The organism is Nonomuraea composti (genome assembly GCF_012034275.1).
GTDB lineage: Bacteria > Actinomycetota > Actinomycetes > Streptosporangiales > Streptosporangiaceae > Nonomuraea > Nonomuraea composti.
The window spans coordinates 85,479-105,023 of the sequence record NZ_JAATEP010000039.1 but is presented as its reverse complement, the minus strand read 5'-3'; the positions used below and the strand labels follow the sequence as shown (position 1 = coordinate 105,023).

Sequence of the window (19,545 nt, the reverse complement as noted above, 5' to 3'; positions counted from 1 at the left end):
CGTCGACCGACTTGCGAATCGATCACCGGACCGGCGAGTCTCAAGGGATTACCGACAAGCGTGGCACAACACACCAAAGTCACCGGAGTGATGGAGGAGGGTTGCGCCGCACCGCGTCGGCTCTTAAAGATTAGCAGCGCTTCCCGATGCTCGTGCCGCTTCGCTCGCTTCTCCGGCAACAGAACGATCACGACCGAACATAGACTCCCCACGTGAGCAGCAACACGCCGCCAGTGGCGAAGAAGGTCCCCACGGAGCGCACCCATCACGGCGACACCGTCATCGACGAGTACGCCTGGCTGAGCAACAAGGAAGATCCAGACACGACCGCTTATCTGGAGGCGGAGAACGACTTTCTCAAGCAGCAGACCGCCCACCTGGCCGACCTCCAGGAGCAGGTGTTCCAGGAGATCAAGGGCCGCACGCAGGAGACCGACCTGTCGGTGCCCAGCCGCAAGGGCGCGTGGTGGTACTTCACCCGCACCGAGGAGGGCAAGCAGTACGCGGTCTCGTGCCGCGTCCCGGCCGACAGCGACGCGCCCCCGGAGATCACCCCCGGCGTCCGGCTCGACCGCGAGCAGGTGATCCTCGACGGCAACGAGCTGGCCGGCGACAGCGCGTTCTTCTCGGTCGGCACCAGCTCCGTCACCCCCGACGGCACGATGCTGGCGTTCTCGACCGACTACAAGGGTGACGAGCGCTTCACGCTCAGGTTCAAGAACCTCGAGACCGGCGAGTTGCTCCCCGACGAGATCCCCGACATCTTCTACGGCGGCGCCTGGTCCTCCGACGGCTCGGCGTTCTTCTACACGCGTGTGGACGACGCCTGGCGCCCGTACCAGGTCTACCGGCACACCCTGGGCACCCAGGAGGACGTGCTGGTCTACGAGGAGAGCGACGAGCGGTACTGGGTGGGCATCGGGCTGACCCGCAGCGAGAAGTACCTCGTGCTGGGGGCGGGCAGCAAGATCACCAGTGAGGTGCGCATCCTCGACGCCAGTGACCCGGCGGGCGAGTTCACGGTGGTGCGTCCCAGGAAGACCGGCGTCGAGTACGGCGTCGAGCACGCGGGCGACTTCTTCTACGTGCTGCACAACGAGAACGCCGAGAACTTCGAGCTGGCCACCGCCCCCCTCGACGACCCGGCCGAGTGGACGCCGCTGATCGCCCACCGCGACGACACGCGGCTCCTGGAGATCGACGCGTTCTCCGACCACGCCGTGGTGCACTTCCGCCGCGACGGTCTGACCGGCCTGCGCGTCCTGCCGTACGGCGGCGCGGGCGGGACGTGGCGCGAGCGGGCCGAGGCGGCCGAGCGCAACGCGTACGAGATCGACTTCCCCGAGCCCCTGTACGACGTCGGCCCGGCGGGCAACCCCCAGTTCACGACGACGCGGCTGCGGCTGGCGTACACGAGCATGGTCACCCCGCCCAGCGTGTACGACTACGAGCTCGACTCCCACGAGCTGATCCTGCTGAAGCGGCGCCCGGTGCTCGGCGGCTACGACCCGGCCGACTACGAGCAGTTCCGCGAGTGGGCCACGGCCGAGGACGGCACGAAGATCCCCGTCTCCATCGTCAAGCGCAAGGACGCCGCCAAGCCGGCCCCGACGGTGCTGTACGGGTACGGCAGCTACGAGACGTCGATCGACCCGGGCTTCTCGGTGCCGCGCCTGTCGCTGCTGGACCGGGGGTTCGTCTTCGCGGTCGCGCACGTGCGCGGCGGCGGCGAGATGGGCCGGCGCTGGTACGAGGACGGCAAGCTGACGAGGAAGCGCAACACGTTCACCGACTTCGTGGCCGTGGCCAGGCACCTGAAGCAGGCCGGCTGGAGCGAGCGGATCGTGGCGAGGGGCGGCTCGGCGGGCGGGCTGCTGATGGGCGCGGTGGCGAACCTGGCGCCTGAGGAGTTCGCGGGCGTGGTGGCCGAGGTGCCGTTCGTGGACGCGCTGAACACGATCCTCGACCCGTCGCTGCCGCTGACGGTGATCGAGTGGGACGAGTGGGGCGACCCGCTGCACGATCCCGAGGTGTACGCGTACATGAAGGGGTATTCGCCGTACGAGAACGTGGACGGCCGGCCGTACCCGCCGATCCTGGCGATCACGAGCCTGAACGACACGCGCGTGCTCTACCACGAGCCGGCGAAGTGGATCGCGCGGCTGCGCGCCACGGCGAAGGGCGGGCCGTTCCTGCTCAAGACGGAGATGGGCGCCGGGCACGGCGGCCGCAGCGGGCGTTACGACGCGTGGCGGGAAGAGGCGTTCGCGCTGTCGTGGATCATCGAGAGGGGCACGTCGTCATGACGTATCAGGCGGACGAGGGGCGTTACGAGCGCCAGCCGTACAACCGCAGCGGGCGCAGCGGGCTGAAGCTGCCGGCGGTGTCGCTGGGCCTGTGGCACAACTTCGGCGACAACCGGCCGATCGAGACGTCGCGGGCGATCCTGCGGCGCGCCTTCGACCTCGGGGTGACGCATTTCGACCTGGCCAACAACTACGGGGTGCCGTACGGCTCGGCGGAGCGGAACTTCGGCCGGATCTTCCGCGAGGACTTCGCCCCGTACCGGGACGAGCTGATCATCTCCACCAAGGCGGGCTACGACATGTGGCCCGGCCCGTACGGCGAGTGGGGCTCGCGGAAGTACCTGCTGGCCAGCCTCGACCAGTCGTTGCGGCGCATGGGCCTCGACTACGTGGACATCTTCTACAGCCACCGGCCGGACCCGGAGACGCCGCTGGAGGAGACCATGGGGGCGCTGGACCGGGCGGTGCGCTCGGGCAAGGCGCTGTACGCGGGCATCTCCAACTACTCGCCGGAGCAGACCGCGCAGGCCGCGCGGATCATGCGGGAGCTGGGCACGCCGCTGCTCATCCACCAGCCGTCCTACTCGATCATCAACCGCTGGATCGAGGACGGGCTGCTGGACACGCTGGAGGAGGCGGGGATGGGCTGTATCGTGTTCTCGCCGCTGGCGCAGGGGCTGCTGACCGATCGGTACCTGGAGGGGGTGCCGGCCGACTCGCGGGCGGCGACCAGCCGGTTCCTGAGCGCCGACCGGATCGACCGGGACCTGGCGCGCGACCTGAACGAGATCGCGCGGACGCGGGGGCAGACGCTGGCTCAGATGGCGCTGTCGTGGGCGATGCGGGATCCGCGGGTGACGAGCGTGCTGATCGGCGCGAGCAGCGTCGAGCAGCTTGAGGACAACGTGGCGTGCGTGGACGGCCCGGCCTTCACGGAGGACGAGCTGGCCGCCATCGACAAGATCACAGAGCTTCGTGCCGCTGGAGGTAGGTGAAGGCGGCCCAGCCCGGCAGTACCGGCAGCCAGAACGTGAGCAGCCGGTACAGCAGCACGGCGGAGGTGGCCAGCTCCTTGGGGACGCCGGCCAGCACCAGGCCGCCCACGAGCGCCAGCTCGACCGCGCCCAGCCCGCCGGGTGTGGGCGCGGCCGAGCCGATGGCGTTGGCGGTGAGGAAGACCACCGCCACGGCGGTGAAGCTGATCTCGTGACCGAACGCGGCGATGCAGGCGTCGAGGCACAACACGAACATGATGGTGATCATGAGGGTGCCGACGCACGCCTCGACCATCTTGCGCGGCGACTGGAGCACGTCGAGCAGCCGGGGCAGCACGTTCGAGAACAGCTTGCGCAGCCGCGAGGTCACCAGGCGGCGCAGCGGCGGCACGCCGAGCACCGCCACCACGAGCACCGCGACCGCGAGCATCACCAGGACGAGCCCGCGCGAGGGCGTGAACGAGGTGGGCGTGGTGGAGCCGGTGATGTAGGCGAACAGGGCCAGCAGCGAGATGTGGAAGACCAGCATGATGAGCTGGGAGGCGCCCACGCTGGCCACCGCGCTGGCCGGGTGGACGCCGCGTTTTTGCAGGTAGCGGGTGTTGATGGCGACGCCGCCGACGGCGGCGGGCGCGACCAGCTTGACGAACGAGGAGGCGAACTGCACGAGCACCGTGCGCCAGAGCGGCAGGTGCTCGGGCACGAACCCGCGCAGCATGAGCGCGGCGGCCACGAAGCTCGCGAACGAGGCCACCAGCGCCAGCCCCGACCAGGCCCAGTTGGCCGTGGTGAGGACGTGGTAGACGTCCACCTGGCTGAGCTGGGAGAGCACGATGTAGGCGGCGACGGCGCTGGCGATGATCGTGATCAGGGTGCGGGGGCGGAAGCGTTCGAGGCGTACCTCCTCGACCTTGCTCTGCGGCTTGAGCGCGACGATGTGCTCGCGGATGCCGGGCAGGACGTGCTTGGCCTTGGCCAGCGCGGCGCGGGTCTCCCTGGTGAGCGCGATCTGCTGGAGCAGCGGCATGGCGGCGGCCAGGGCGTCGGGGCCCATGACGTCGGCCGCGGCGCGCACCGAGCGTTCGGGGCCGACGCGCAGCGACAGGTAGGTGAGGAGCTGGGCGACGTCGAGCCGCAGGAGCAGGTCTCCGGCGGCGACCTCGCCGCTGCGCGCGTCGGTGAGCACGACGCGGCCCGCCCGGTCGAGGTGGATGCTGTCGCCAGTGAGCCGGCGGTGCGCCAGGCGCTGGATCTGCAGCAGCTCGACCTGCTCCCAGATCTGGGCGAGCAGCTCGTCGTCGATCTCGTCGTCGGGCACCTCGTCGAGGGGGCGCGTCTCGATGTGCTCGTAGGCGAGCAGCGCGGCCTCGGTGCCGATCTCGCTGGTGCCGAGCAGGCGCGGGGTGCTGGCGCCGGCGGCCTGGGCGGCGTACGCCATGAGGGCCTCGCGTTCGAGCTCGGCGCGCAGCGAGCGGATGGCGCGGCGCCGGGTCTCGGAGTTGAGGCGGATGCGGCGCCACAACCGGTACGGCAGGCCGGCCACCTGCCGGTCGCGGTCGAGGACGGTGACGTCGAGGCTGGAGCCGTCTTTGAGGCCGATGGCGTAGCGGCGGCTGCCCTGGTGGTCGTCCTCGACGCGGCGGGCGGAGACGGGGGTGAACGACAGCTTGCGCAGCGCGGCGACGACGGCGTTGCCCGGGGGGCGGGTGTTGGGGCTGCCGACGCCGTACAGGGTGGCGTAGCCGATGGCCATGCCGACCAGGACGGTGACGATGGCGCTGGGAATGGTGATCTGGCGGCCGGAGAACAGTGCCAGGATGTAGAGCGCGATGGTCGTCCACATCAGCATGCGCCAGGTGGGGCGGCGGGAGATGCGCACGGCGGTGGAGTAGGCGATGACCGAGGTGAGCAGCGTGTTGAGCGGCTCGATCAGCCGGTTGCCGGTGAGCAGCACCCGCAGGTCGTTGACGTTGCCGCCGACGAGCCACTGCCCGAGCAGGAACGATCCGGCCATGCCGACGATGGCGGCGATCAGCCCTTCGGCGACGCGCAGGCCGTCGCGGTGGAAGACGCGCTCGACCGCGAAGGCGACGGGCACGATGAGCACGGCGGCGCCGCCGAGGAAGGCGGCGATCCTGCTCAGCAGCGGCACGAGCTCGGCGCCCTCCTTGACGTCGGCCTCCAGCCCGATGAGGGTCTGCTTGGCGACGAGGGCGAGCAGGATGACCGCGCCGAGCACGATGAGCGTGGCGAAGAAGCGCAGCAGGTCGGAGGGGCGGCGCAGGCGATGGGGCAGCAGCGGCTCTACGACGTAGACGTCGTCGTCCGCGCGCGGCTCGGCCACGGCAGGCTCTCCCTCCGTGAGGCCTTCCGCGTCATCTCGTTCCCTGATATCGGCCACCGACAGCGATTCCGCACCTTCCCGTGCCGGACCATACGATCTCTGACTTCCAGTGTGCTCAATCGTCCCCGCAGTGTCGCACGGGGCAGGCTACACGCTGCACTTCCCACTGTTCACCTCTGAATTCCTGCTGGCGGTGGACGTAGGCTGTGTCCCATGTCGGGTGAATTGAGGGTTTTGGGGGCGTGTCCGCTGGACTGCCCGGACACCTGCTCCTGGGTGGTGACCGTCGAGAACGGCAGGGCCGTCAAGATGCGCGGCAACCCCGACCAGCCGTACACCAGGGGCGCGCTCTGCGTGAAGGTCAACCGTTACCTGGAGCACACCCGGGCGGACGACCGCATCCTGTACCCGCTGCGCCGCACCGGGCCGAAGGGCTCGGGGCAGTTCGAGCGGATCACGTGGGACGAAGCGCTCGACGAGATCTCCGTACGGCTGCGCGCCATCGTCGAGGAGCACGGCGGGGAGGCCATCTGGCCGTACCTGGGCACCGGCTCGCTCGGCTACCTCCAGGGCTGCGAGGGCGTGGCCGGCCGGCGGTTCTGGAACCTGCTGGGCGCCTCCAAGCACTGGCTCAACATCTGCTCCGCGGCCGGCAACGCCGGGCTGCGCCGCACGCTCGGCACCGCGGCCGGCATGGACCCGGAGAACTTCGCGCTGTCCAAGCTGATCCTGCTCTGGGGCACGAACACGCTGACCAGCGGCCACCACCTGTGGAAGTTCATCCAGGACGCCCGCGCGAACGGCGCCCACGTCGTCGCCATCGACCCCATCCGCACCAGGACGGCCGACCAGGCGGACGAGCACCTGGCGATCAGGCCGGGCACCGACGGGGCGCTCGCGCTCGGGCTGCTCAACGTCGTGCTGGCCGAGAACGCCCAGGACGAGGAGTTCCTGGCCGAGCACACCGAGGGCTGGGACGACTTCCGCGAGGAGATCCTGCGCCACCCGGTCGAGCGGGTGGCGGAGATCACGGGGATCCCGGCCGAGGCCGTCCACAGGCTGGGGATGCGGCTCGCCCACACCCGCCCGACCGCGCTGCGCGCCACGCACGGCCTGCAGCGGCACGCGGGCGGCGGCGCCGCGCTGCGCGTCATCGCCGCCATCCCCGGCGTCACCGGCGACTGGCGCCACCCCGGCGGCGGCCTGGCCTTCTCCACCAGCGACCACGTGCACCTGAACGTGGACCGCCGCGACGACCTGCTCGCCGCGCCGGTGCGCACGCTCACCATGACGAAGGCGGCCTCGCAGCTCGCCTCGGTCAAGTGCTTCTGGGTGTACGCGGCCAACCCGGTCGGCTCCTCCCCCGACTCCAACGCCATCAGGCGGCAGCTCCTGCGCGAGGACCTGTTCACGGTGGTCATGGAGCACTTCCCGACCGACACCGTCGACTACGCCGACATCGTGCTGCCCGCCACCATGCAGACCGAGCACCACGACCTGCACGCCGGCTACGGGCACATGTACCTGCTGTGGAACGAGAAGGCCGTGGAGCCGCCGGGCGAGTGCCTGTCCACGACGGAGACGTTCCGGCGGCTGGCCCGGCACATGGGGATGACCGAGCCGTCGCTGTACGACTCGGACCTCGAACTGGCCGAGCAGCTCCTGACCAGCGGGCACCCGTCGGTGGAGGGCATCACGCTCGACCGGCTGCGCAAGGAGGGCTGGGTGCGGATGAACTACCCCAAGCCCTTCACGCCGTTCGCCGAGGGCTTCCCGACGCCGTCCGGGCGGCTGCGCTTCCCGCCGGCGGGCAAGGCGTACGTGCCGTCGTACACGGCCTCCGGCGCGGCCGACCCCCGCTACCCGCTGACGCTGGTCACGCCGGCCTCGCACACGTTCCTCAACACGACCTTCGGCAACAACCCCGAGCTGCGGCGGCGCGCCAAGGAGCCGACCGTGCTGGTCAACCCGGCCGACGCGGCCGCGCGCGGGCTGGAGGACGGCCGCCGGGTGCGCGTGCACAACGACGGCGGCGAGTTCCTGGCCGACGTGGAGATCAGCGACCGGGTGGCGGCCGGGGTGGTGGCCACGCCGAAGGGCCGCTGGCCCAAGCTCAGCCCCGGCGGCGCCAACCCGAACGCCGTCGTGGCGGAGCGGGACGCCGACATGGGCAGGGGGCCCGGCTTCCACGACAACTTCGTGGAGATCAGCCCAGTGTGAGCTTGTAGCCGACGTGGGAGGCGGTGAAGCCGAGGCCGTCGTAGAAGCGGTGCGCGTCCGTACGGGACTTGTCGGAGGTGAGCTGCACCATCGCGCAGCCGCGGGCGCGGGCCCGGTCGATCGCCCACGTGATCATCTTGCGGCCCAGGCCCTGGCCGCGGGCGGCGGCGGCGACCCGGACGGCCTCGATCTGGCACCGCTCCGCGCCCAGCCGCGACAGCCCCGCCAGGTACGTGAGCTGCATCGTGCCGACCACCTTGCCGTCCCGCTCCGCGACGATCAGCTCGTCGTACGGGTCGGCGTCGATCCGCTCGAAGGCCGCCAGGTAACGCTCGTCGTTCGGGTCCCCCTCGCGCCGGGCGCCGAGCGGGTCGTCGGCCAGCATCGCCACGATGGCCGGCACGTCCTCCTTGCGGGCCCGCCGGAAGATCAGCGACAGCACGTAGTGGGACTCCATGAGGGCCGGGTTGGACGGCAGCGCCATCACCTTGCCGCTCGGCGTGAAGCCCTTGCGCGCGTAGAGGGCGCGGGCGGCGTGGTTGCGGTCGACCGCCCACAGGCCGATCTCCTCGGCCGGGGTGGTCCTGGCCCACTCCACGGCCGCGTCCACCAGCCGGGAGCCGACGCCCGCCTGCCTGGCCTCGGGCGCCACCCACATGGACAGCAGGTGAGCCTTGTTCCCCTCCTCCAGCCGCACGCACACCAGCCCGACGTCGGCGCCGTCGCGCGTGGCCACCCACCAGCGCGACTCGGGGCTCGCCAGCCGCTCCGCCCACTTCTCGGGCGGGAACTCGACCTCCCGGCCGTAGGAGGAGCCGAACGCGTCGGGGGATTCCCGCAACGCGCGCAGCCGCACCTCCCGCAGCCGCTCGCCCTCATCCGTCCCCAGCCGCACGATCTCGATATCCCGCATGCCCGAATCATGCCAGTTTCCCAGGGACAGCTCAGGGTCGGACCCCGATGCCTCCGAGGGCGGCCGAAAGGCAGCATGAAGACATGAACGAAATCAGTCGACGCGATGAGGTATCGCTGTCCGGCGCCGCGCTGCGCGGCGCTCCTTGGAAGACCGCCGCGATCAGCGGCGGTGTCGCGGCCGCCGTCACCTATGGCGTCGGCCTGCTCACCGGCGGCGCCGGGCTGGTGTGGTCGCTGGGCTTCGGGATCAGCCTGTTCGCGCTGGTCGCGGCGATCGGGGCGGTGTCCAAGCCGCACGAGGGCGACCGGGTGACCCGCCAGGCGCGGCTCTGGTCGCTGAGGCACCCGTTCAAGTTCGCGTTGCTGCCCGCGGGCATCGTCGCGGTGCTGGACTACCCGGTGCAGCTCGTGCTCGACGGCGAAGGGGTGTTCGGCTCGGCCGTGGACGCGCTGTGGCACGGCGCGCTCGTCTACCTGATCGCCGGCGTGGTGACGCTCACGATGCAGGGACGAGCGCGTACCGCCCGGTGACCCTACTGAGCCGTGACCCTACTGAGCCTGGGCCTCCCGCTCCGCGGTGCTCCGGCACACGCAGAACTCGTTGCCCTCGGGGTCGCGCATGGTGACCCAGCCGCTGCCGTCGGGCTTGCGAAGATCGTCGTAGATGGTCGCCCCGAGCCCGATGAGCCGCTCCACCTCCTCGTCGCGGGTCCTGCCCTCGGTGCCGTTGACGTCGAGGTGCACCCGGTTCTTGACGGTCTTGCCCTCGGGGACGCGGATGAACAGCAGGAACGGGTCCTGCTTGGTGCGCAGCATCACCTCGTCGTCCCCGGGTTTGTCCCCCTCTCCCAGGGGCAGCCCGGTGGCCTGGCTCCACCAGCTCGCGATGGCGTACGGGTCGGCGGCGTCGATGGTGACGGCGTGAATCTCGATCATGGATCACACAATAGACACCACCAAAGGCGTTAAGCCAGTGTCTTGAGCCCGATGACGCCCGCCAGGATCAGCGCGATGGAGACGAGCCGCGCCGGCGACACCTCGTCGCCCATGGCGAGCATGCCGAGGATCGCGGTGCCCGCCGCGCCGACGCCGGTCCAGACGGCGTACGCGGTGCCGACCTCCAGGGACTTGAGCGCGTACGAGAGCAGGCCGAAGCTGAGCACGGCGGTGGCGAGGAACGACAGCGTCCACCACAGATGCGAGAAGCCGTCGCTGAGCTTGAGCGAAAGGGCCATGGCCACCTCGAAGAGGCCGGCCAGCACGAGGACGATCCACGCCATGATGAGCACTCCCTGAGAGACGAGACTGACTGGAGTGCGTCGTCTTGGCGTTCCGGGTACGGCGCGTCTCGTCCGGGAGCTTGACCGCTCGTTCAGGTGAACGTGCGGGACAGACGGGTCATTCCCACCAGATCGTGACCCAGCGGTCGCGCGGCACCGGCCACATGCCCAGCTCCGCCGCCGTGCGCGCCACCTCCTCCGTGCGGGAGGGGTCGAGGCACACTCTGCGCACCGCGCTGGCGGCCAGCTCCTCCAGGGAGGTGAAACGTTCCAGCGGGGCTTCCCTCTCCTCCACCTGGACGTTGAAGCCGAGCGCCGCCGCCAGGGCCACGCAGTCTTCGGCGATGGGCCGCACCGGCCGGTCGACGCCGTGGAAGTGCTGCCACAGCGGCGTCATCCAGCTCATGGGGTGGCGGTGCGGCAGCTCCAGGACGACCCGCCCCTGCGTGCGGGCGTCGAGCGCGAGCAGGAAGTCGGCCAGGTCGGGCACGTTGTAGACGACGTGCGCCGCCACGGCCGCGTCGGCCGAGGGGACCTGGTCGGCGACGTCGGGCCAGCGGCCCTCGACGGTGGTGACCGGCACGCCCAGCTTCTCCGCTCTGGCGGCCAGCCCTTCGAGCATGGGGCCGGAGGTGTCGACCGCGTAGAGGTGGCCGATGCGCGCGTGCAGCGGCAGCGACGAGGCGCCGGGCCCCGAGCCGACGTCGAGCAGCGTGCCCTTCTCCGGCAGCGCCTCGGCCAGGCGGGTCATGGTGGGGCCGTCGTCGGGCTCGGCCAGCGCCCTGTCGGTACGGGTGCCGAACCTCTCGGGCGAATGACTCCACGGGTCCACGGGGGCCTGGGCCAGGATCTCGTGCGGGATCGCCCACGAGTCGAGGCGATCCCGCCACCTGGCGGCGAGTTCTTCGGCGTCCATGGAGACGAGCATGCCACGCATATCGAGGGTTACCCGCGGGTAGCATTTCAGAGTAAGGTTACTCACCAGTAGAAAGCCTCGGTTCAAGGAGATCGACGCCCATGGGCCACTACAAGAGCAACGTGCGTGACCTGGAATTCAACCTCTTCGAGGTGTTCGGGAGAGGCGAGATCCTCGGCACCGGGCCTTTCGCTGAAGTGGACGAGGACGTCGCGCGCAGCGTGCTGGACGAGATGAACCGGCTGGCGACCGGTGTGCTCGCCGACTCCTTCGAGGAAGGTGACAGGCAGCCGCCGGTGTTCGACCCGGTCACCTCCACCGTGACCGTGCCCGACGGCGTGAAGAAGTCGTTCAAGGCACTCGTGGACGGCGGCTGGGCCCACCTCGACCTGCCCCAGGACCTCGGCGGCCCCGGCATCCCGCGCAGCCTCGCCTGGGCCACCGCCGAGATGGTGCTGGGCGCCAACCCCGCCCTCTACATGTACGCGGCCGGCCCCAACTTCGCCTACACCCTGTGGAAGCTCGGCACCCCCGAGCAGAAGCGCTTCGCCGAGCTGGCCATCGAGAAGAACTGGGGCGCCACCATGGTGCTCACCGAGCCCGACGCCGGCTCCGACGTCGGCGCCGGGCGGACGAGGGCGGTGCGGCAGCCCGACGGCACCTGGCACATCGAAGGCGTCAAGCGCTTCATCACCAGCGCCGAGCACGACATGGCCGACAACATCTTCCACCTCGTGCTGGCCCGCCCCGAGGGCCACGGCCCCGGCACCAAGGGGCTGTCGATGTTCCTCGTGCCGAAGTACCACGTCGACCTGGAGACCGGCGAGCTCGGCGAGCGCAACGGCGTCTACGTCACCAACGTCGAGAAGAAGATGGGCCTGAAGGTCTCCACCACCTGCGAGCTCACCTTCGGCGACAAGCACCCCGCCGTCGGCTGGCTCGTCGGCGAGGTGCACGAGGGCATCAAGCAGATGTTCATGGTGATCGAGCACGCCCGCATGATGGTCGGCACCAAGGCCATCGCCACCCTCTCCACCGGCTACCTCAACGCCCTCGAGTACGCCAAGGCCCGCGTCCAGGGCGCCGACCTGGCCAAGATGGCCGACAAGGCGTCACCCCGGGTGACCATCACCCACCACCCCGACGTACGGCGCGAGCTCATGCTGCAGAAGGCGTACGCCGAGGGCATGCGGGCGCTGGTGCTCTACACGGCCACCTTCCAGGACACCCTGCTCATCGACCCCGACGACCGGCACGCCGCGGCCATGAACGAGCTGCTGCTGCCCATCGTCAAGGGCGTCGGCTCCGAGCGGTCGTACGAGCTGCTCTCCCGCTCCCTGCAGACCCTCGGCGGCTCCGGCTACCTCCAGGACTACCCGATCGAGCAGTACATCCGCGACGCGAAGATCGACTCCCTGTACGAGGGCACCACTGCGATCCAGGGGCAGGACCTGTTCTTCAGGAAGATCCTGCGCAACCAGGGCGCCGCCGTCGGCGCGCTGCTGGCCGAGATCAACGAGTTCGCCGGGTCCGAGGCGGGCAACGGGCGGCTCAAGGAGGAGCGCAAGCTGCTCGCCGAGGCCGCCGCCGACGTCAAGGCCATGGGCGACACCATGGCGGGCTGGGCGCTCGGCTCGCTGGAGAGGCCCGACGAGGTCTACAAGGTCGGCCTGAACACCACCCGGTTCCTGCTCGCGCTCGGCGACCTCGTCATCGGCTGGCTGCTGCTGCGCCAGGCGGAGGTGGCGCTGGGCAAGCTGGGCGGCGGCGAGGACCCGTTCTACCTGGGCAAGGTCGGCGCCGCCTCGTTCTTCGCCAAGACCGTGCTGCCCCGGCTGGGGGCCGAGCGGCAGGTGCTCGCCGCCACCGGCCTGGAGCTCATGGAGCTGCCCGAAGAAGCCTTCTGAGCCACCGTTCCCCGCGGGATCCTTCAGCCACACCTCACTGCCACCCGCGGCAGTCACACAGGAAGGGCGCCCGGCCGCGAGCGGGCGCCCTTCCGCTTTCCCGCCTCGTGCTCCGGCGGGCCTTGTGTAGCGTCCTGCCATGAGCTCCTCAGCGCACGACCACCCCCTGCCGCCGCCGCGCGTCGAAGAGGTGTCCGACGGGGTCTACGCCTACCTGCAGCCCGACGGGAGCTGGTGGATCAACAACACCGGGTTCCTGGCCGGGCGCCGCGGCGTCATCGTCATCGACGCCTGCGCGACCGAACGCCGTACCCGCGCCTTCCGCGAGGCCATCGGCAAGGTCAGCGACCGGCCGGTCACCACGCTGCTCAACACCCACCACCACGGCGACCACACGTTCGGCAACTGGCTCTTCCCCGAGGCCACGATCGTCGGGCACGAAGGCGTGCGCGAGCAGATCATCGCCGAAGGCGTGCCCCCTTACCGCGCCGCGTGGTCGGCCGAGGTGGAGTGGGGCAAGATGGAGCCGACCCCGCCGTTCCTGACCTTCACCGACCGCATCACCCTGCACTCCGACGAGCTGCGCTGCGAGGTACGGCACGTCGGGCACGCCGCCCACACCACCAACGACTCCTACGTATGGATCCCGGAGCGGCGCCTGCTGTTCACCGGCGACCTCGTCTTCAACGGCGGCACCCCGTTCGTGCTGATGGGCTCGGTGGCCGGCACGCTGCGGGCCCTCGACCAGCTCAGAGAGCTGGGGGCGGAGACCGTCGTGCCCGGGCACGGCGAGGTGTGCGGGCCGGAGGCCTACGAGCGGGTCGAGGCGTACCTGCGCTTCGTCCAGGACGTCGCGCGGCGGGGCAAGGAGGCGGGCCTGACGCCCCTGGAGGCGGCCAGGGAGACCGACCTCGGCGAGTGGGCCGGGCTGCTCGACTCCGAGCGCATCGTGGGCAACCTGCACCGCGCCTACTCCGAGCTCGACGGGCAACCTCTCGGCGCGCCGATCGACCTGGTCACCGCCGTGCTCGACATGATCACCTACAACGGAGGCGAGCCGCTTTCGTGTCTCGCTTAGACGGGACGGGTGTGATCAGCGTCAACCGGGTATGACCGAGGCTGTACTCGCCTTTTGCCTGGAGGTCGTCATGGGGGTCGGGGTCAGCATCTTCTTCCTCACGCTTGGCGCCATCCTGAGATTCGCGATCGAGCCCGACGTGTTCGGGCAGAGCGTGCACATGGACGTCATCGGCCTCATCTTCATGATCGTCGGCGGCGTGGGTGTCGTGCTCAGCATCGTGCTGGCCCCTCGGCGGGGCCAGACCTCCGACAACAGGCTGATGCACCGCGAGAACAACCCGCCCGAGCTCTAGATCAGCTCTAGAGCTCCAGCTGAACGGCGGCGCGGGTCGCCACGATCGGCTTGATGTGCTCCGCGATCACCTTCTGGTGGTCGGGGTGGTCGCGGTAGACCAGGTAGTCGTCGACGCTGTCGAAGTCCGCCACCACCGCGTAGTCGTGGTTGCCCTGGTTGATGCCGGCGTCGGCGCCGACCGTGTACGCGCGCAACTGCGGGATCAGGCCGGGGAGTTTGCGCAGCTCGGCCGTGACCGCGGCCTTCTGCTCGGCCGTCGCGGCCTCGGTCCAGGTGAACAGCACGATGTGGCGAATCATACGGGCCACTTTATCGATGTATCAGGCGCGAGCCCTGGTCGCTCTGGTGTCGGTGGGTGCGGGCGTCCCGCCGTACGGCGATCGCCGGGAGAGGGGTCCTCCCGGCGGTCGCCGTACTCCACCGCCTCAGCTCCAGGCCAGCATGCGGAGCGGGTCCTCCAGCATCGCGCCGACGTCCGCCAGGAAGAGCGAGCCCAGCTCGCCGTCCACCATCCGGTGGTCGAACGAGAGCGACAGCGTCGCCACCTTGCGCACCGCGAGCTCGCCGTCCACCACCCACGGCATGTCCCGCACCTGGCCGACCGCCAGGATCGCGGCCTCCCCCGGGTTGATGATCGGGGTGCCGCCGTCCACGCCGAAGACGCCGACGTTCGTGATCGTGAACGTGCCGCCCGACATCTCGGCCGGCTGGGTGCGGCCCGCCCTGGCCGTCTCCGTGAGGGCCGCCAGCTCCTTCGCCAGGGCGGGGAGCGAGAGATCCTGGGCGTTCTTGATGTTGGGGACCAGCAGGCCCCTCGGTGTCGCCGCCGCGATGCCCAGGTTCACGTAGTGCTTGATGACGATCTCCTGGGTCTCCTCCGCCCAGGACGCGTTGATCGCCGGGTGCCGCCTCACCGCCGTCAGGACCGCCCTGGCCACCAGGAGCAGCGGGCTCACCTTGACCTCGGCGAAGTCCGGCATCGTCCGCAGGCGGCGGACCGCCTCCATGGTCTGCGTCATGTCGACCTGGAGGAACTCCGTGACGTGCGGGGCGGTGAACGCGCTGCCGACCATGGCTTGGGCGGTGGCCTTGCGGACGCCCTTCACCGGGATGCGCTCTTCGCGAACGGTCGTGGGCTCCTGTGCTGGAGCCTGGGATTCCTGGGCTTGGGGCTCCTCGGCCGCCGCGTGCACGTCGTCCCGCGTGATCGAGCCCTGGGGGCCCGTGCCGGTGATGGTCGCCAGGTCCACGCCCAGGTCCTTCGCCAGCTTCCGGACCGGGGGCTTGGCCAGGACGGCTATGCGGCTGGGCGTCGTACGCGTCGTGCCGGGAGCGGGGGTGAGGGCGGGGGCCGCCTGCGCCTGCGCGCCCGTGACGGCGGCCGGGGCGGGTGCGCCTGCGGCTCCGGGCGGGGTCGGGGGGCCGTCCACCTCCACGCGGGAGGGGTTGGCCACCGGGTTGGCCGGGATGCCCCGGGACGGTTGCTTGCGGGGGCGGCGTTTCGTGGCGCCGGTCTTGACGCCGTAGCCGACCAGGACCGCCTGGCGTTCCTCCTTCGGGGCCGGGCTGCCGTGCGCGCCGGGCTCGACCGCGCCCTCCGCCGGCGGCCTCGGCACCATGTCGTCGGCCAGGGCGGCCGGGTCGGCCGAGGCGCGGGCAGGCGTCCCCGCACCCGAGGGCACGCCTCCTGCCGGAGCCGCACCCGACGGCACGCCCCCCACCGGAGCCGCACCCGACGGCGTGCCCCCCGCGGGAGTCGCTTCCGAAGGCGCGCCGCCGCCGGCGGGGGTCGAGGGGGCGCCGTCCTCGGCCGTGTCGACGGCGATGATGGGCAGGCCGACGTCGACCGTGTCGCCCTCCTCGGCCATCAGGCCGGCCACCACCCCGTCCCAGGGGATCGGCAGCTCGACGATCGACTTGGCCGTCTCGATCTCCACGACGATCTGGTTGACCTTGACCGCGTCACCCGCCTTGACGTGCCAGCGGACGATCTCGGCCTCCGTCAGGCCCTCGCCGACGTCAGGCAGCTTGAACTCGCGTCGCATCGCGCAACCCCCTCAGTACCCGAAGGTCCGGTCGACGGCGTCGAGCACGCGGTCCAGGTCGGGCAGGTAGTGCTCCTCCAGCTTGGACGGGGGGTAGGGGGTGGAGAAGCCGCCGACCCGGAGCACGGGCGACTCCAGGTGGTAGAAGCACTCCTCGGTGATGCGCGCGGCCAGCTCGGCGCCGAAGCCGCTGTTGACGGGGGCTTCGTGGACGACGACGACGCGCCCGGTGCGGCGGGCGGACTCCATGACGAGCGGCTCGTCCAGCGGGTTGAGCGAGCGCAGGTCGATGACCTCCAGGGAGCGCCCGTCGTCCTCGGCGGCGGTGGCGGCCTCCAGGCAGGTCTTGACCATGGGGCCGTAGGCCAGGAGCGTGACGTCGGCGCCGGGGCGGACGATCTTCGCGGAGTGCAGCGGGGTCCACCAGTCGGTGGAGGCGGTGTCGATGTCGGCCTTCTCCCAGTAGCGGCGCTTGGGCTCGAAGAAGAGCACCGGGTCGTCGCTGCGGATGGCCTGCTGGATCATGGTGTAGGCGTCGGCCGGGTTGGAGCAGGCGACGACGCGCAGGCCGGCGGTGTGGGTGAAGTACGCCTCGGGCGACTCGCTGTGGTGCTCGACCGCGCCGATGCCGCCGCCGCAGGGGATGCGGACGACGACCGGCAGCTTGATCGCGCGCAGCGAGCGCATCGGCATCTTGGCGAGCTGCGTGATGATCTGGTCGGCGGCCGGGAAGACGAACCCGTCGAACTGGATCTCGCAGACCGGCCGGTAGCCGCGCAGCGCCAGCCCGATGGCGGTGCCGATGATGCCCGACTCGGCCAGCGGCGTGTCGATCACGCGGTCCTCGCCGAAGTCCTTCTGCAGCCCGTCGGTGACGCGGAACACGCCGCCCAGCTTGCCGACGTCCTCGCCCATGATGAGGACCTTGGGATCGTCCTCCATGGCCCGGCGCATGCCTTCGTTCAGCGCTTTGGACAAGCTCAGTACCGTCACTTCTCGAACCCCTCCAAGTACGCGGCGAACTGGGCGCGCTCCCGGTCGATCAGGGCGTGGGGCTCGCGGTAGACGTGGTCGAAGATGTCGAGCGGCTCGGGGTCGGGCATGGCCAGGCAGCGGCGGCGCAGGTCGGCGCCGAGCTGGTCGGCCTCGGCGTCGACGGAGTCGAAGAACGCCTGGTCGGCCTGCTGGTTCTTGAACAGGTACGCCTTGACCCGCTCGATCGGGTCTTTGAGCTTCCACGCCTCCAGCTCGCTGGCCACGCGGTAGCGCGTCGGGTCGTCGGTGGTGGTGTGGGCGCCCATCCGGTACGTGAACGCCTCGATGAGGGTGGGGCCCTGCCCGGTACGGGCGGCTTCGAGCGCCTTGCGGGTCACCGCCAGGCAGGCGAACACGTCGTTGCCGTCGACCCTGATGCCGGGGAAGCCGAACCCGGAGGCCCGCCGGTAGAGGGGGATGCGGGTCTGCTTCTCCAGCGGCTCGGAGATGGCCCACTGGTTGTTCTGGCAGAAGAACACGATCGGCGCGTTGAAGACGCTGGCCCAGATGAACGACTCGTTGACGTCGCCCTGGGAGGTGGCGCCGTCGCCGAAGTAGACGATGGTGGCGGCGCTGGCGTCGTCGCGCTGGATGCCCATGGCGTAGCCGACGGCGTGCAGGGTCTGGCTGCCGATGACGATCGTGTAGAGGTGGAAGTTGTGCTCCTTCGGGTCCCACCCGCCGTGGTTGACGCCCCTGAACAGGCCCAGCAGCTTGACCGGGTCGACGTCGCGGCACCACGCCACGCCGTGCTCGCGGTAGGTGGGGAAGGCCATGTCGGCGTCGGTCAGCGCGCGGCCCGAGCCGATCTGGGCGGCCTCCTGGCCGAGCAGCGAGGCCCAGATGCCCAGCTCGCCCTGGCGTTGCAGGGCCACGGCCTCCAGGTCGATGCGCCGGACGAGCACCAGGTCGCGGTAGAGCGACCGGATCTCCTCCGGGGTCAGGTCGATGTCGTAGTCGGGATGCTCGACCCGCTCTCCCTCCGGGGTGAGCAGCTGGACGAGCTCAGGAGATGATCCTGAGGCGTCTATGGTCATGCGCCACTCCTGCTGGTCAGGGGCCGGTCTACGGGATGGGGTTGCCACCTTAGGCCAGCCTTACCTAACGCCGAACCGCGAGGTGGTGGTTCGTACGCGTTTGGGGCCATCGTGGCAGACGTCACAGCCCTGTGCGCAAGCCCCATGTCCTCCCCGTTCCCGTTGTAGTGACAGCCACACGCGCCGGTAGGCTGTGCTTCCCACCCACCCACCGCTCCCAGGAGGAACGCAGTGGCCCGCGTCATCGTGGACGTCATGTTGAAGCCCGAGATCCTCGATCCGCAGGGCCAGGCCATCGCCAGGGCGCTGCCCCGCCTCGGCTTCTCCGGCGTCTCGGCCGTGCGCCAGGGCAAGCGCTTCGAGGTCGAGCTCGACGGCCCGGCCGACGAGGCGGCGCTCGAAGAAGTGCGCAAGATGGCGGAGACGCTGCTCGCCAACACCGTCATCGAGGACTTCAGCGTCCGGGTCGAGGGCTAAGGCACATTTGCCGCCCCGATTTCCCCTGGGGCGGTTAAAGCCTGGTTGGGCCGTGCCACAATGCCACGGGCGTGCCAACACTAAATAACAACAACGTGATTTTGCGGTTAGCCCCGTTTTCTCAGGGAAACCTACTCCAGGTGAGATTCCGGCGCCCGGAGGAGTCCGGTGGATATTGAGTTCTCGTTGGCACTGCCTCGGGATGCGATCGGCATACCGATGGTCAGGCGAGTGCTAGGCGACGCCATGCGTTCACTCAACGTGAGCGAGACGTGCATCGCCGACATGCTGCTCGCCGTCTCCGAGGCGTGCTCCAACGCGGTCCGGCACGGAGGGCCGGCCAACCGCTACGAGGTGACGGCGGCCATCGGCGCCGGCCAGTGCGACGTGCGCGTGGCCGACAACGGTGACGGCGTCCCGACGATGCCGCACTCCTTCCCGCCCCCCGACACCGAGAACGGCCGCGGCCTGCTGATCATGCGCAGCGTCGTCGACGAGATCTCCTTCGGCATCACCCCCGGCCGGGGCACCACGGTCCACCTGCGCAAGCACCTCGCCTGGGACGACGGCGCCGACGCCCGTCCCCGCGAGCTCGCCGCCGTCTAGCGGCGGCACCTGAGCTGCGCCTTCGCTCCACCGCCGAGTCGATGCGGACCACCCGAGCGCACCCGATAACCTGATGTCACCGCCGTC

The 19,545-nt window shown here is 70.3% G+C and carries 19 protein-coding genes, 1 pseudogene and 1 riboswitch; of the genes and pseudogenes, 9 read left to right on the top strand and 11 right to left on the bottom strand.

The window, feature by feature from the left end:
• Positions 1 to 191: hypothetical protein (locus HCN51_RS58410; protein ID WP_206068434.1), on the bottom strand; the 191-nt coding region annotated here is incomplete at its 3' end.
• A gap of 21 nt (positions 192 to 212) precedes the next feature.
• On the opposite strand from HCN51_RS58410, the gene HCN51_RS62600 reads away from it, so the two are divergent.
• A complete protein-coding gene (locus HCN51_RS62600) occupies positions 213 to 2,306 on the top strand; it encodes a prolyl oligopeptidase family serine peptidase (RefSeq protein WP_168017298.1) in 2,094 nt (697 codons plus the stop codon).
• A complete protein-coding gene (gene mgrA / locus HCN51_RS40195; protein ID WP_168017297.1) occupies positions 2,303 to 3,301 on the top strand; it encodes an L-glyceraldehyde 3-phosphate reductase in 999 nt (332 codons plus the stop codon). Before HCN51_RS62600 ends, mgrA begins: the two co-directional genes overlap by 4 nt.
• On the opposite strand, the gene HCN51_RS40190 is transcribed toward mgrA, so the two are convergent.
• Positions 3,270 to 5,645, bottom strand: a complete 2,376-nt coding sequence (locus tag HCN51_RS40190) for a flippase-like domain-containing protein (protein ID WP_168017296.1) — start codon at positions 5,643 to 5,645, stop codon at positions 3,270 to 3,272. The two genes, mgrA and HCN51_RS40190, sit on opposite strands and share 32 nt — an antisense overlap.
• Positions 5,646 to 5,858: 213 nt before the next feature.
• Between HCN51_RS40190 and HCN51_RS40185 the strand changes: the two genes are divergently transcribed.
• The gene (locus HCN51_RS40185) at positions 5,859 to 7,865 is read left to right on the top strand and encodes a molybdopterin-containing oxidoreductase family protein (RefSeq protein WP_168017295.1); all 2,007 of its coding nucleotides are present in this window, start codon (positions 5,859 to 5,861) and stop codon (positions 7,863 to 7,865) included.
• On the opposite strand, the gene HCN51_RS60300 is transcribed toward HCN51_RS40185, so the two are convergent.
• Both HCN51_RS60300 and HCN51_RS60295 read right to left on the bottom strand, forming a co-directional pair.
• Entirely contained in the window at positions 7,852 to 8,322 is a 471-nt protein-coding gene (locus tag HCN51_RS60300) for a GNAT family N-acetyltransferase (RefSeq protein ID WP_240973759.1), read from the bottom strand. The genes HCN51_RS40185 and HCN51_RS60300 overlap by 14 nt on opposite strands.
• A 42-nt stretch (positions 8,323 to 8,364) precedes the next feature.
• Positions 8,365 to 8,778 (bottom strand): annotated as a pseudogene (locus HCN51_RS60295) (GNAT family N-acetyltransferase); the annotation flags it as partial.
• 83 nt (positions 8,779 to 8,861) lie between these two features.
• Between HCN51_RS60295 and HCN51_RS40175 the strand changes: the two are divergent.
• Positions 8,862 to 9,311 (top strand): hypothetical protein, encoded by a 450-nt coding sequence (locus HCN51_RS40175; RefSeq protein ID WP_168017293.1) that lies wholly within the window; start codon positions 8,862 to 8,864, stop codon positions 9,309 to 9,311.
• Positions 9,312 to 9,329: 18 nt separating this feature from the next.
• On the opposite strand, the gene HCN51_RS40170 is transcribed toward HCN51_RS40175, so the two are convergent.
• The 3 genes from HCN51_RS40170 to HCN51_RS40160 all read right to left on the bottom strand — a co-directional run bounded on the left by HCN51_RS40170 (position 9,330) and on the right by HCN51_RS40160 (position 10,976).
• Positions 9,330 to 9,716 (bottom strand): VOC family protein, encoded by a 387-nt coding sequence (locus HCN51_RS40170; protein WP_080044663.1) that lies wholly within the window; start codon positions 9,714 to 9,716, stop codon positions 9,330 to 9,332.
• A 29-nt stretch (positions 9,717 to 9,745) separates the two neighbouring features.
• A complete protein-coding gene (locus tag HCN51_RS40165; protein WP_168017292.1) occupies positions 9,746 to 10,060 on the bottom strand; it encodes a DMT family transporter in 315 nt (104 codons plus the stop codon).
• Positions 10,061 to 10,093: 33 nt separating this feature from the next.
• Positions 10,094 to 10,153: riboswitch (guanidine-III (ykkC-III) riboswitch) on the bottom strand.
• Positions 10,154 to 10,178: 25 nt separating this feature from the next.
• Entirely contained in the window at positions 10,179 to 10,976 is a 798-nt protein-coding gene (locus tag HCN51_RS40160) for a class I SAM-dependent methyltransferase (RefSeq protein ID WP_240973751.1), read from the bottom strand.
• Positions 10,977 to 11,077: 101 nt separating this feature from the next.
• On the opposite strand from HCN51_RS40160, the gene HCN51_RS40155 reads away from it, so the two are divergent.
• The 3 genes from HCN51_RS40155 to HCN51_RS40145 all read left to right on the top strand — a co-directional run bounded on the left by HCN51_RS40155 (position 11,078) and on the right by HCN51_RS40145 (position 14,256).
• Positions 11,078 to 12,883 (top strand): acyl-CoA dehydrogenase, encoded by a 1,806-nt coding sequence (locus HCN51_RS40155; protein WP_168017290.1) that lies wholly within the window; start codon positions 11,078 to 11,080, stop codon positions 12,881 to 12,883.
• Between the two features lie 139 nt (positions 12,884 to 13,022).
• Positions 13,023 to 13,961 (top strand): MBL fold metallo-hydrolase, encoded by a 939-nt coding sequence (locus tag HCN51_RS40150; protein WP_168017289.1) that lies wholly within the window; start codon positions 13,023 to 13,025, stop codon positions 13,959 to 13,961.
• Between the two features lie 31 nt (positions 13,962 to 13,992).
• Positions 13,993 to 14,256 (top strand): hypothetical protein, encoded by a 264-nt coding sequence (locus HCN51_RS40145; RefSeq protein WP_230465748.1) that lies wholly within the window; start codon positions 13,993 to 13,995, stop codon positions 14,254 to 14,256.
• Positions 14,257 to 14,263: 7 nt separating this feature from the next.
• On the opposite strand, the gene HCN51_RS40140 is transcribed toward HCN51_RS40145, so the two are convergent.
• From HCN51_RS40140 to pdhA, 4 genes are all read right to left on the bottom strand, one after another.
• Positions 14,264 to 14,557: a Dabb family protein gene (locus HCN51_RS40140; protein WP_168017288.1), complete on the bottom strand. Its 294-nt coding sequence runs from the start codon at positions 14,555 to 14,557 to the stop codon at positions 14,264 to 14,266.
• A 126-nt stretch (positions 14,558 to 14,683) separates the two neighbouring features.
• Positions 14,684 to 16,303: a 2-oxo acid dehydrogenase subunit E2 gene (locus tag HCN51_RS40135; protein ID WP_168017287.1), complete on the bottom strand. Its 1,620-nt coding sequence runs from the start codon at positions 16,301 to 16,303 to the stop codon at positions 14,684 to 14,686.
• Between the two features lie 12 nt (positions 16,304 to 16,315).
• Positions 16,316 to 17,296, bottom strand: a complete 981-nt coding sequence (locus HCN51_RS40130; protein WP_168017286.1) for a transketolase C-terminal domain-containing protein — start codon at positions 17,294 to 17,296, stop codon at positions 16,316 to 16,318.
• A complete protein-coding gene (pdhA, locus tag HCN51_RS40125) occupies positions 17,293 to 18,375 on the bottom strand; it encodes a pyruvate dehydrogenase (acetyl-transferring) E1 component subunit alpha (protein ID WP_168017285.1) in 1,083 nt (360 codons plus the stop codon). Before pdhA ends, HCN51_RS40130 begins: the two co-directional genes overlap by 4 nt.
• 231 nt (positions 18,376 to 18,606) lie before the next feature.
• Here pdhA and purS point away from each other — a divergent pair, with 231 nt between their 5' ends.
• Both purS and HCN51_RS40115 read left to right on the top strand, forming a co-directional pair.
• Positions 18,607 to 18,852 (top strand): phosphoribosylformylglycinamidine synthase subunit PurS, encoded by a 246-nt coding sequence (gene purS, locus HCN51_RS40120; RefSeq protein WP_080044654.1) that lies wholly within the window; start codon positions 18,607 to 18,609, stop codon positions 18,850 to 18,852.
• A 219-nt stretch (positions 18,853 to 19,071) separates the two neighbouring features.
• On the top strand, positions 19,072 to 19,458 hold the full coding sequence (locus HCN51_RS40115; RefSeq protein ID WP_080044652.1) for an ATP-binding protein: 387 nt from the start codon (positions 19,072 to 19,074) through the stop codon (positions 19,456 to 19,458).
• Positions 19,459 to 19,545: the final 87 nt, after the last annotated feature.